Annotated in this window: 10 protein-coding genes; 8 read left to right on the top strand and 2 right to left on the bottom strand. The window is 47.6% G+C overall.

Going from position 1 to position 12,287, the window contains the following annotated elements; genetic code table 11:
• From VN105_RS09715 to VN105_RS09695, 5 genes are all read left to right on the top strand, one after another.
• A partial coding sequence (locus tag VN105_RS09715; protein ID WP_325640276.1) for a SusC/RagA family TonB-linked outer membrane protein occupies nt 1–1,447 on the top strand: 1,447 nt, incomplete at its 5' end.
• Nucleotides 1,448–1,464: 17 nt separating this feature from the next.
• Nucleotides 1,465–3,135, top strand: a complete 1,671-nt coding sequence (locus tag VN105_RS09710; protein WP_325640274.1) for a RagB/SusD family nutrient uptake outer membrane protein — start codon at nt 1,465–1,467, stop codon at nt 3,133–3,135.
• A gap of 119 nt (nt 3,136–3,254) precedes the next feature.
• Entirely contained in the window at nt 3,255–4,772 is a 1,518-nt protein-coding gene (locus VN105_RS09705; protein ID WP_325640272.1) for a glycoside hydrolase, read from the top strand.
• A gap of 10 nt (nt 4,773–4,782) precedes the next feature.
• A complete protein-coding gene (locus tag VN105_RS09700; protein ID WP_325640270.1) occupies nt 4,783–6,588 on the top strand; it encodes a beta-galactosidase family protein in 1,806 nt (601 codons plus the stop codon).
• A 97-nt stretch (nt 6,589–6,685) separates the two neighbouring features.
• Nucleotides 6,686–7,369 carry a hypothetical protein gene (locus VN105_RS09695; protein ID WP_325640268.1) on the top strand — a complete coding sequence of 228 codons (684 nt, stop codon included), beginning with the start codon at nt 6,686–6,688 and terminating at the stop codon, nt 7,367–7,369.
• Between the two features lie 9 nt (nt 7,370–7,378).
• Here VN105_RS09695 and VN105_RS09690 read toward each other — a convergent pair whose 3' ends face one another.
• The gene (locus VN105_RS09690) at nt 7,379–8,293 is read right to left on the bottom strand and encodes an S-adenosyl-l-methionine hydroxide adenosyltransferase family protein (RefSeq protein ID WP_325640266.1); all 915 of its coding nucleotides are present in this window, start codon (nt 8,291–8,293) and stop codon (nt 7,379–7,381) included.
• An 86-nt stretch (nt 8,294–8,379) separates the two neighbouring features.
• Here VN105_RS09690 and VN105_RS09685 point away from each other — a divergent pair, with 86 nt between their 5' ends.
• The 3 genes from VN105_RS09685 to VN105_RS09675 all read left to right on the top strand — a co-directional run bounded on the left by VN105_RS09685 (nt 8,380) and on the right by VN105_RS09675 (nt 11,016).
• Nucleotides 8,380–9,201, top strand: a complete 822-nt coding sequence (locus VN105_RS09685) for a helix-turn-helix domain-containing protein (RefSeq protein ID WP_325640264.1) — start codon at nt 8,380–8,382, stop codon at nt 9,199–9,201.
• Between the two features lie 70 nt (nt 9,202–9,271).
• Nucleotides 9,272–9,814, top strand: coding sequence for a GNAT family N-acetyltransferase (locus VN105_RS09680; RefSeq protein WP_325640262.1), 543 nt, complete (start codon nt 9,272–9,274; stop codon nt 9,812–9,814).
• A 104-nt stretch (nt 9,815–9,918) separates the two neighbouring features.
• Nucleotides 9,919–11,016, top strand: a complete 1,098-nt coding sequence (locus VN105_RS09675; protein ID WP_325640260.1) for an acyltransferase — start codon at nt 9,919–9,921, stop codon at nt 11,014–11,016.
• 12 nt (nt 11,017–11,028) lie between these two features.
• On the opposite strand, the gene VN105_RS09670 is transcribed toward VN105_RS09675, so the two are convergent.
• On the bottom strand, nt 11,029–11,925 hold the full coding sequence (locus VN105_RS09670) for an alpha/beta hydrolase (RefSeq protein ID WP_325640258.1): 897 nt from the start codon (nt 11,923–11,925) through the stop codon (nt 11,029–11,031).
• Nucleotides 11,926–12,287 lie beyond the last annotated feature (362 nt).

The raw sequence follows: 12,287 nt of genomic DNA, 5'->3' as shown, positions 1-12,287 counted from the left end.
CCTGGGTGCATCCCGCCTGAATTTCCCGACGCCTCAAACGCCGGAAATGTCGCAGGGTGGATCTGCCGCTACCGATAAAGATAACTCCGGTACCAGCTACAGCTTCACCAGGAAAAGTTACTTCGGAAGAATTGCCTACGACTATATGGAAAAATACCTGCTGGAAGTACAGGCCCGTTACGACGGTTCCTCCACCTTCCCCAAAGGTGAGCAATATGGTTTCTTCCCGTCAGTATCAGCCGGCTGGCGCGTTTCAAAGGAAGAGTGGTTTAAAAATGTAAGCTTTATCAACGATCTGAAACTGCGTGGTTCCTATGGTACATTGGGTAACGACAACGTCGGCCTGTTCCAGTATTTCGACAACTACTCCTTTGTTAACCAATATGTAGTGGGCGGCCAGATCATTCCCGGCATTGACCTCACCAAACTGGGTAACCCATTTATCACGTGGGAGATTGCTAAGAAAATGGACCTGGGTTTAAATATGGCCTTCCTGCAGCACTTTAACCTGGAGTTTATCTATTTCCAGCAGAAGCGTTCCAAGATCCTTACCCAGCGCAATGCTTCGCTGCCGCAAACTTCCGGTATCGTAAATCCGTTTGATCCTGCTATCCCGCTGGTACCGGCCGAAAATATCGGGAAGGTGAACAGTAACGGTATTGAGGCTACCCTGGGATATGACAATACCACTGGCAGTGGCTTCCATTACAATGTTTCCGGTAACATCACCTATGCCAAAAACAAGATCATCTTTATAGATGAAGCCCCCGGCACCTTGCCTTATCAAAGGCAAACCGGTGGCCCGATGAACACTTCCCTGCTGTATGATGCCATTGGCATATTCCGGACAGCCGATGAGCTGAATAAATATCCACACCCCGCAGGTGCACAACCGGGCGACCTGATTTACAGGGATGTTAACGGCGACGGACAGATCAATGCAGATGACCAGACAAGGACAAAGTATGGTAATATCCCTGAAATCACCTATGGCATTATATTAGGCGGTGATTACAAAGGATTTGACCTATCGCTGTTATTTGCCGGGCAAACAAATGTGAGCCAGTATGTGCTCCCTGAATCCGGTACTATCGGAAACTACTACAGCAGCTGGGCAGATAACCGCTGGAGCCCCAGCAATCCCAATGGCTCTTACCCGAGAGTAGATGAACGCGCTTCCGCTTCCGTAAACGGCGGTCGCTATGCCAATACGTTCTGGCTCAATGATGCTTCCTTCCTGCGTTTGAAAAACGTATCACTGGGATATACTTTCAGCTCCGGGGTTTTATCCCGTATCAGGATCGGCAGCCTGAGAGTATATGCCAACGCATTTAATCTTTTCACCATTACCAGGGTAAAAGATTACGATCCGGAAGGAACCAGCAGCAGCGGGCAATTTTACCCCCAGCAACGGATCATCAACCTGGGTGTAAATGTTAGATTCTAAACCAGAAAAAAACAATCATGAAAACAACGCACTTTATATACAGCTTAACTTTAGCCGCCGTGGGATTACTGGCATCCTGCAAACAGGACTACCTGAACATTACGCCTACCGACCGTATCCTGGGCGACGCCGTACTGGGCGATTCTGCCCTGTTCCAGAACTATGTGATCAACCGGTACCTGAGCATCAAACTACAGGATAAAGAAGGAGAAGGCACTAATCCCGGTTTTGGAAGAGGTTTTGAATACGGGTTGTGGAGCTCCGTTACCGACGAATCTATTTACAACAATGATGATAACACATGGGTTATCCAGCAGGGACAGATAGCGCCGGAAAATACCGGTATTGCGGGAACTATCTGGGGAAGAAGCTATCGCAGTATCCGTGAATGTAACTACGCACTGAATAACATCGACAGCGTGGAAATGAGCGTTGCGCTCCGGAAGAAGCTGACCGCTGAACTGCGCTTTATCCGCGCTTTCCGGTACCATGACCTGATCCGCAACTATGGCGGTGTGGTAATGATGGGCGATAAGGAATACCAGCTCACCGACAACCTCACCGACCCCGCTTTATTTAAAAGGGCTACGCTGAAGGAATCCATGGATTATGCCGTAAGCGAACTTGCTGCCGCAGCCGCGGATCTGCCGCTCACCAATGACGACAGCTGGAAACTGGGAAGGGCCACCAAAGGCGCCGCCCTGGCGCTGAAAGCACGCTTACAATTATATGCCGCAAGCCCGCTGTACAACGTTGGTACCTGGCAGGCAGCAGCCGATGCTGCAAAAGCAGTGATGGACATGTCGCAATACACCCTGGCAGCAGATTACAGCCAGTTGTTCATAAAACCTGATAACAACGAAATTATTTTTGGCCGGCGGTATGCCGTGGGCGCCCGTCACGTATGCCTGGAAATATCCAACGGTCCTAATGGCTACAACGGATGGGCCGGTAATACACCGCTGCAGAACCTGGTAGACGCTTATGAAATGAAGAATGGTAAGCAGATTACGGATCCTTCTTCCGGATACAATGCGCAAAACCCTTATGCGAACAGGGATGCGCGGTTTTATGCCACTATCCTTTATAACGGCGCTTCTTACCGGGGATCTACCATACAAACATTTTCTCCCGGTGGAAAAGACGGAAAGGATGGTCCTTCCAACTGGAACTCTACCAAAACAGGTTACTATCTCCGCAAATTCATGGACGATAACAACCCGATAGACAATCCCTGGAACGTAGCCGGGTTACAGCCCTGGATCTACATCCGGTATGCAGAAATACTCCTGAATTATGCGGAAGCCCAAAATGAAGCAGCAGGTCCTGATGCCAATGTATATGCCGCCATTAACCAGATCCGCCAGCGCAGCAGCGTACAGCAACCTGCACTTACACCGGGCTTAAGCAAAGACCAGATGCGGACCGCTATTCAGCATGAAAGACAAATTGAACTGGCATTTGAAGAGCATCGCTTTTACGATGTACGGCGGTGGAAAACGGCAATTGTTACTGAAAACGTACCCGCTTACGGTGTAGACGTTACCGTTAGTGGCGGCGTATATACCTATACCAGGAAGGTAGCGCTGAAGGATCGCCTGTTCGCCGAAAAAAATTACTGGTTACCTATTCCAAGAGCCGATATACTGGCCTCCAACGGTCAGCTGGAGCAGAACAAAGGCTATTAAACCCTCATCCGCTTTACACAAAGCCGCCGCTGGCTTGCCGGTTGTCATAATTGAAAAATATTTAACAGCCATTTTACTACTTTCCGGCGGCTTTGTGTGAAGCAAAGCGTTTCAGGAACATGAAAAAAATTATTTGCTCACTATCGCTATGCTTTGCGCTATATACCGCATCATCACAAAGCAACAGTAACGTTATCCAGGTAAACATCGACTTACAAAAAACTGCACAAACGATCCATAACTTTGCGGCTTCCGATGCGTGGGCCGGTCAGTTTACCGGTAACTGGCCGGACAGCAAACGTAACCAGATCGCCGACTGGCTGTTCAGTACCGATACGAGTGCCAGCGGCCAGCCCAAAGGGATCGGCTTATCCATGTGGCGCTTTAATATTGGCGCCGGCAGCGCTGAGCAGGGTAACAAAAGCGGCATAAAAGACGAATGGCGCCGGGCGGAATCATTTCTACAGGCAGGCAATAGCTACGACTGGAAAAAACAATCCGGGCAGTTATGGTTTTTACAGGCCGCGAAGCAACGCGGCGTTACGGAGTTCCTGGGTTTCCTGAATAGTCCGCCGGTGGCATTTACTCATAACGGTAAAGCATTTGCCGATAAAGGGCTGAGTAATCTTCCGCAAAATAATTATACTGCTGTTGCTGTTTTTTTGAAAGATGTAATACAAGGCATCCGCTCTGCTACTGGCGTTCAGCTCAATTATGTCAGCCCGGTAAATGAACCACAGTGGGACTGGAGTGATGGCGGACAGGAAGGCTGTCCCTATAACAACGAACAGATTGCCGCCTTCACCAAAGCTATCAGCAAAACATTCAGCGAAGCAAAGCTGACAACGAAGATACTGGTAACAGAGGCAGGCAAAATCAATTATCTGTATGCGCCGGAAGATAAACCGGATAAAGGCTCGCAGATAAACGCCTTCTTTGCTCCCGGTAGTGCCACTTATATTGGACACCTTCCCAACGTATACAAAGGCATTGCCGCACACAGTTATTTCACCACTTCACCTGAAGATACGGCCACCACTATACGAAAACGGCTGCATACAGCGCTGAACGGGCTGGAGTTCTGGCAGTCGGAGTACTGCATCCTGGGCGACAATGCCGGGGAAATAAACGGTTCCGGCGTAGACCTGGGCATGGATGCCGCGCTGTATATGGCGCGCGTTATCCACTCGGATCTTACCATTGCCAATGCCGCCGCCTGGCAATGGTGGCTGGCCATTTCGCCTTACAATTATAAAGACGGATTGATTTATATAGATAAAAATAAAACAGACGGACAGCTCCGCGATAGCAAAATGATGTGGGTACTGGGTAACTATAGCCGGTTTATAAGACCCGGCGCTAAAAGGGTACAGGCCAATATGAGCAACAGCGCTGCGTCGAAACAGCTCTATTTATCTGCCTATAAAAATAAAGACAATACCCTCCGGATAGTAGTGATCAATAATGGTAATACCCCTGCAACCACCAGCATACACTGCAAAGGATTAAAAACAGGCAGTATGCGCAGCTATACTACCAGCGCAGCAGGCAACCTGCAGCCGGGTGATGTTACGGGGAATGTAGTTCTTATTCCGCCACGGTCGGTAGTTACATTAACAGGTAACATTAAGCAATAAACTGTAGACAATGAAAAGATTAAGCGTTGTTATTTTAATGGTGATGTGCAGCTTACAGCTGTTTGCACAACATACATTCCAGCTGGGCGATTCCACCTTTCTGCTGGATGGGAAACCCTTCCAGATGATTTCAGGGGAGATCCACTACCTGCGTGTACCGCGTGAAAGCTGGCGTGACCGCCTGAAAATGGCAAAGGCGATGGGACTAAACACGATAGGCACCTACGTGTTCTGGAATATGCATGAACCTCAGAAAGGACATTATGATTTTTCAGGCAACAACGACGTTGCCGCTTTTGTAAAAATAGCCCAGGAAGAAGGCTTATGGGTAATACTCCGCCCCAGTCCATATGTTTGTGCAGAATGGGAATTTGGCGGTTATCCGTATTGGCTGCAAAATATAAAAGGCCTTGAAGTACGCAGTAAAGAACCGCAATATCTCGCAGCCTACCACAACTATATTAAAGCCGTAGGAAAACAATTATCAGGATTACAGATCAACCACGGCGGCAACATCCTGATGGTGCAAATAGAAAACGAGTATGGCTCTTATTCCAATGATAAAAGCTACCTGGATATTAACCGGAAGATGTTTATTGATGCGGGATTTGACGGATTGCTTTATACCTGCGACCCTGCAGCAGATGTAGCCAAAGGGCATTTACCAGGCTTACTGCCCGCAGTAAACGGTATAGATGATCCCGAAAAAGTAAAACAACTGGTAAGGGAAAACCACAACGGCAAAGGCCCTTTTTATATAGCAGAGTGGTATCCTGCGTGGTTCGACTGGTGGGGACAGAAACACCATACCATCCCTTATGAAAACTTTCTCGACCGGCTGGACCGTGTGCTTGCAGCAGGCATTTCCATTAACATGTACATGTTTCACGGCGGCACCACCCGCGGTTATATGAATGGGGCCAACTACAACGACAAAAACCCATACGAGCCACAGGTTAGCAGCTACGACTATGATGCGCCGCTGGACGAAGCAGGCAATGCCACCCCTAAATTCATGAAGTTCAGGGAAGTGATTGCCCGTCATCTCCCGGCTGGCGTAACCTTACCGGAAGTGCCCGCAAAAAAGGCGGCGATCACTACACCGGTGATCAACTTTACACACAACGCGGCTGTTTTCAGCAAACTACCTGCCGCCATCAAAAGCGTAGATCCGTTAACGTTTGAAGACCTGAACCAGGCCTATGGGTTTGTGTTATACCGCGCCGCCATTCCCGGCGGGCACAGTGGCCTGCTGAAAATAAAAGACCTCCGCGATTATGGTCTTGTATTTATAAACGGTAAAAGAGTGGCCATCCTGGACCGCCGCCTGGCGCAGGACAGCGTAGCAATAACCCTTCCGGCCGGCAATGTAACCCTGGATATCCTGGTTGAAAACCTCGGGCGTATTAACTTTGGCCCTTACCTGTTGAAAAATAAGAAAGGCATTGTTGGAGAAGTATTGTTTAACGGTCAGGCCATACACCAGTGGCAGCAATTTAAACTCCCCTTTGATGTACAGCCTGCGGTTATACCTTCAGCTACCGCCGATGATGCACCGGTGCTGAAAGAGGGCAGCTTCACGCTTTCCACTACCGGCGACACCTACCTGGATATGACCCGGTGGGGCAAAGGAGTGGTATGGATCAATGGTCACCACCTGGGCAGGTACTGGCAGGTAGGCCCGCAGCAAACCCTGTATGTGCCGGCAGAGTGGCTGAAAAAAGGCCATAATAAGATCACGGTGCTGGAACTGATCAAACCAACCGTCAATACCCTGCAGGGCATTGACCACGCCATACTGGACATATTACAATAACACAAGAAAAGTTTGTGAAAAGCTATTGGGGCGGTTTTCCGTTTCAATAGCTTTTTACTTTACCTTTATATGGTATCCGTAATCCCACCAGTACCACATGAAAAAAATTGTATTGTTAGCAATTGCCTGTATCGCCGGCTTACCGGTTTTTTCACAACGTTTTGTGCATGGTATTGGATTTTCTACTTCCATTGATCATACTTCCAGGGGCGGAAGTATTCCCAGTTTCGGTTTAACTTATGCTATCCGTTATAATGTAATGGAAACGGACAAAATGACGATATCTGTGGGCATTCCCCTTACCGCTGGTGGTTCCGGTGGATCGGGAGAGGACGACATGGACTGGTATTACGATGCAGACGGTAATATCATCTACTATTACACCGGTGAAAAAAGCGATGAGCCGGTGAAAAAATTCCGGTCGATGGTAGATGTGCCGCTTATTATCAATTTTAATTTTGGCGCGTTTTCATCGTTTGCTAATAAAAAAGCCGTGGGGTTCTTTGCCGGCGGCGGGCTGGCCTATCATTACGGCCCGGTAAACGTTAAGCACAAAGACGTTAACGGCGGTACCATTACAGATTCAATTACCCAACACTCCTTTGGGCCAATAGGCAATATCGGTATGCGGATAGGGCTTGGCAGGAAAGAGAATGGCGCCATTGAAGTAAAGGGCTCTTTTATGAAGAGCCTGGCGAAGCGACAACCTGATATTTACGGCATCAGTTTATTGTATGTACTTCCTGATTTAAAGCGGCGTGCCAATCGTAACAGCTTATAATATGCCGGTTTATTTTTTGGCAAACAAGGTTACTTCCACACTCCACTCACTACCGCTTCCTATATGATAAGCAGCGGCAAAATTACCCTGGTTAAGCGCGAAAGACAGTTGCATTAAGCTATTCAGGTAGCTCAATGGTTTTCCTTCAGGTACCGCGCCAAAGGTTTCACTGTACGGCGCTACCGTTTGATATACTTTTTTCCCGTTGTGGAAAAATGTTACCTGCAGCAGATCACCGTATTGCGGATGCAGCTGGTTAAGCAATTCGGCGCTGATGTTAGTCCATACGTTACCATACTGCACATCCAATACAGAGATGTTGCCTTTCAGTTTCCCGTTTTCCAGTACAGCTGCCTGGTAAGGAATCTTTACTACTTCATTTGGTAGCAGCGGTCCTACCTCTTCAAAGGTAATAACGCCTGCTGCCAGCCGCGCGCCGGTATAGGCATATACATCCCTGCCATGGAAGGTATAGGATCGCTGAGAGCTTTTACGGCGGTTCACGGCTTCATTTATTTCACGTATTGCGGCGATGCCTTCTGAGGCAGCAATGAGGGTTAGCGTTCCATTATCAGGCGTTACCACAAAGTGGCCGTTATTTGTTTTAAGCACTACCGATTTACGGCTGGTACCTACACCAGGATCTATTACGGATACAAACACCGTACCTGCGGGCCAGTAAGGAACTGTTTGTTCCAGCCGGTAAGCGGCTTCCCATATATTATACGCAGGTATTTCGTGGGTAAGGTCATATAGTTTCAGGTGGGGCGATACGCTGGTGGCTACACCTTTCATAGCTGAAACGGCCCCGTCTTTCAACCCAAAATCAGACTGGAAAACAACGATCTTATTCTGTGCAAATGCAATGCTGGTAGCTGCTACTAATACCAGGCTGCTGATAAAACGGAACAATACAATTTTCATGGGGCGAGTTAATTAGTTTACAAAACTAAGGGTTCTCATGAAATCATTAAAAAATCTTACCTTGAAAGTAATTCATCTGCCATAAAATGAAATACCAGGAGCTACCACCGCCGTCTTATCTTAAAAACCACGTCCGTTATTTCTGGACGCTGGAGAGCAGCGATGTGGCTCATGAGCCTAAAATTTTCGGACCAACGGCAGATGGTTGTCCGGGCCTGATTTTCCAGCAATCGGAGGATGCCACTTTCTACCAGGAAAATAAACAGCTGCCTGACTTGTTGTTGTACGGTCAAACCACCAAATATACCGAACTGCATATAACTGGCAGCATTTGTTCAATAGGAGTAATTTGTTATCCGCATGCGTTGAAATCCGTGTTTGGCCTGAATGCCGACGAGTTAACCAATTCGTGTATGGACCTGGATATACTGGAAGTTACCAAAGATTTTTACCTGGCAGAAAGATTAGGCAATGCGCCTTCCTTAACAGAGAAAATAGCTATCATTTCCACGTTTTTATTTAACCAGATCAATAAAAACAGTACGTCGGCCGACGAGGTCACACACTTTGCGTTATCGCAGATCATTGAATCGGGCGGGAGTATTGCATTAAAAGATTTACAGCAGCAATTGCAGCTAACGGAAAGAAGTTTTGAGCGCCGGTTTAAACAGGGCGTTGGCATCTCCCCCAAATTATTTTCCCGGATATGCCGTTTTCAAAATTCCTTAAAGCAGTTAAAAAGCAACAATTACAGTAAGCTGTCTGATATTGCTTTTGAACATGATTATGCCGACCAATCCCATTATATCAGGGCCTTCAAAGAGTTTGCCGGTTTTTCTCCCTACCAGTACCAGAAAAAATCCACCAAAGCCGAAGCAGGTAGTAATTTCCTGTTGATGCCTAAATAGGCCATCCTGTTTTTTTATTGTTTTCCTATTTAAGATAGTTCCTTTAAATTGGGCGCCAAATAACACGTGTATGGAGATTTTTGCATCTACGCCCCGGTTGATCTTACGAGAGTTGATACCGGCTGATGCCGCCGGCATGTTTGAACTGGATTCAGACAAAGCGGTGCATTTATTCCTGGGGAATAAGCCTGTGAGCACTATTGAAGAATCGCAGGAGGTGATCCGGCTTATCCGGCAACAATACCGGGATAACGGTATTGGCAGGTGGGCGGTTGTAGAAAAAGACAGCAACCGGTTTGTAGGATGGGCAGGATTAAAACTGGTGAAAGATCCCACCAATGGTCATGTTAATTATTATGACCTGGGCTACCGGTTCATCAAAAAATACTGGGGGAAAGGATATGCTACGGAATGTGCGCAGGCTATCCTGGAATATGGCTTTAACCGGCTTCATCCGGAAAGTATTTATGCCATTACAGATGCCGGCAATGCCGCATCGAAACGTGTTTTAGAAAAGGCGGGGTTCCGGGAGGATGGTACTTTTTATGAAGATCAGATACTGCATACCTGGTTTACCATCAGCAGGGAAACCTGGCAATCGTTGCATGGCTGAGCATATGATACCGACTGAGGTGTAATTACAGCAGCCCGGCTTAACTTGCTTTACACAAAAGTGACCGGTGTTGCCATCCTTTACCCTCAACCAGTATCCCATTTATGAAGATTAACAGCATACAGTTATTAAGGGCAGTAGCAGTGATCCTCGTGGTACATGTACATGCCATAGATCTACAGGAAGCATTCACCGTTTCCCGTCAGCAAAAATTCCATTTCCTTGAAAACTTCGGCGCTATTGGTGTAGACCTCTTCTTTGGTATTTCAGGATTTATTATCAGTTATGTAGCCAGTGATTACTTTGGTGCGCGTGATGGTATGGATTTCCTGAAAAAACGTTTCCTGCGCATCAATCCTATTTACTATGTGGCGAGTGTATGCTATATGGTATTTTTTTGTTTTTTTGACCGGATGTACCCCGTTACTGCTATTCTTTACGGATGGAGAGACACGCTGTTTATGTTGCCGGTACTTAACTCCCAGAAATGGCTGGCGCCTATTCTTGTTGTGGGCTGGTCGCTTAGTTTTGAGTGGTGGTTCTATTGTCTCTTTTTCTTCCTGATCCTTTTCCGTACAAGATATAAAACACTATGGCTGTTACTTGTTATCCCCGCCCTGGTGGCAGCGGGGCAGCTACTGAGGCCTGCGGACTTCCGGTTGATATTTTACACCAATCCTATTATGCTGGAGTTCCTTTTCGGGGTGATCATTTTCTGGCTGTACCGGCATGTGAAGGTAGCCGGCAGTATAGCCGGGCTACTCCTCCTGCTGGGAATAGGCGGTTATATTTATAATGTTGTTTATGGTTTTGGAAATATATCTGAACTAAGCAGTGTTACCAGCGGTACCGGCAGTTTGAAAAGGGTGTTGTTATGGGGATTGCCAAGTGCCTGTATCCTGGCCGGCTGTATTTTCCTTGAACAGCAGGGGGTATGGACAAAGCTCTGGAACAACCCGCTGGGCTTACTGATAGGCGACGCTTCTTATTCCATTTATCTTACCCACTATACTTTCTATTATTTTATCGCGCAGATATATGCTTCCACCGGTTACTTCCTGAATGCCGATGTTTCGGTTATTGTGCATATGGTATTGGCGGTGGCAGTGGGCATTTTCTTCTACTACAAGGTAGAGCGACCCTTGATAAAGCTGCTGCATTCGAAGCCCACTGCGCGACCTGTTCATACGGCTATGCCATGATTTAATATCAGATCAGGGGGTGTTGGGGATCCAGCCCCCTCTTTTCATCCACCACAGCATGGGATCCAGCCATTCGTTTACGGGTAGCCGTTGGGTGAAACCGTGGTTGCCCGTGGGATAGAGATGCAGTTCAGCGGGAATGCCTCCTCTCAGCATAGCCTGGTAAAAGGCAATGCTGTTATTTACGCTTACTACGGCATCATCGCTGGTGTGCGTGATATAGGCTGGTGGCGTATTATTGTTTACCCACTCTTCATTGGAAAAGAAGGCGATCTTTTCTTTGGATGGTTCATTTCCCAGCAGGTTAATGCTTGATCCCTGGTGAGTGAGGTCTTTATTCATACTGATCACCGGATATACAAGGATCATAAAGTCCGGGCGCAGGTCCGTATTTTCCTTATTGGGCACATAGCTGCGACCACTATGCGTGCCCAGTGTGGACGCCACGTGGCCACCGGCGGAGTACCCTGCAATACCGATCTTATGCGGATCCAGCGCCCATTCCGCCGCGTTCATGCGTACCAGTTTAATGGCTTGTTGTGCATCCTGGAGAGGCCCCATGCTTTTATCCCGCATGGTAGCGTCTGAAGGCAGGCGGTATTTTACCACGAAGGCAGTTATGCCTTTTGTAATAAAGGCCTCTGCTATTTTGGTGCCTTCTTCCGCAAAGGCCAGGAAGGCATATGCGCCGCCGGGGAAGATGATCACCGCTGCACCGTTGGGCTTTTCCGGTTTATAGATGGTGATGGTGGGTGCATCAGCCGGAGCCGTTTTACCGATACTGTTCGGAATAGAATCCTTGTAAAGGGGCCTTATTTCCTGGGCGCGGGCGGATGCAGCAATAAACAACCACGTGAAAATAAAAAGGGCCGGTATTTTTCCGATGCGCGGATAAGTTTGTAGAATCATCCGTCAAAAGAAAAAATTCTGGCCTGTCAAAGTGTTTTGCAATTGTGAAAGCAATGTGATTAACAAATGATTTATTCCCCCGGCCACTGCCAGCAGGAACCGGGCAGCATGGGGCTGCCACTGCTCCGCCCGCGCCAATCGTAGTTTTCCCCGCTGCCCTGCACCATTTCTGGCGGCCGCGTGCGTGAAAACGCGCTGTTCATCTGCCGGAAAATAAATTTTTTAAAAAAATCCCGGGAGATGTCCAATTTCCTTTTTACCGATCCTTATTGGTGTATAAACGAACAAATTTCACCAATAAAACTTATAAACATGAAACAGAGAATTAATCTGATGACTAATGGCGCCAATGCAGTGAAAGC

It is taken from the genome of Chitinophaga sp., assembly GCF_035564935.1.
Taxonomy (GTDB): Bacteria; Bacteroidota; Bacteroidia; order Chitinophagales; family Chitinophagaceae; genus Chitinophaga.
The sequence above is the reverse complement of the archived record's forward strand: the minus strand, read 5'-3'. Positions and strand labels throughout refer to the sequence as shown.

Coding starts and splice junctions, on each gene's coding strand:
- VN105_RS09700 (WP_325640270.1), top strand. CDS start 4,783: ATGAAAAGATTAAGCGTTGTTATTTTAATGGTGATGTGCAGCTTACAG.
- VN105_RS09690 (WP_325640266.1), bottom strand. CDS start 8,293: ATGAAAATTGTATTGTTCCGTTTTATCAGCAGCCTGGTATTAGTAGCA.
- VN105_RS09705 (WP_325640272.1), top strand. CDS start 3,255: ATGAAAAAAATTATTTGCTCACTATCGCTATGCTTTGCGCTATATACC.
- VN105_RS09695 (WP_325640268.1), top strand. CDS start 6,686: ATGAAAAAAATTGTATTGTTAGCAATTGCCTGTATCGCCGGCTTACCG.
- VN105_RS09670 (WP_325640258.1), bottom strand. CDS start 11,925: ATGATTCTACAAACTTATCCGCGCATCGGAAAAATACCGGCCCTTTTT.
- VN105_RS09710 (WP_325640274.1), top strand. CDS start 1,465: ATGAAAACAACGCACTTTATATACAGCTTAACTTTAGCCGCCGTGGGA.
- VN105_RS09675 (WP_325640260.1), top strand. CDS start 9,919: ATGAAGATTAACAGCATACAGTTATTAAGGGCAGTAGCAGTGATCCTC.
- VN105_RS09685 (WP_325640264.1), top strand. CDS start 8,380: ATGAAATACCAGGAGCTACCACCGCCGTCTTATCTTAAAAACCACGTC.
- VN105_RS09680 (WP_325640262.1), top strand. CDS start 9,272: ATGGAGATTTTTGCATCTACGCCCCGGTTGATCTTACGAGAGTTGATA.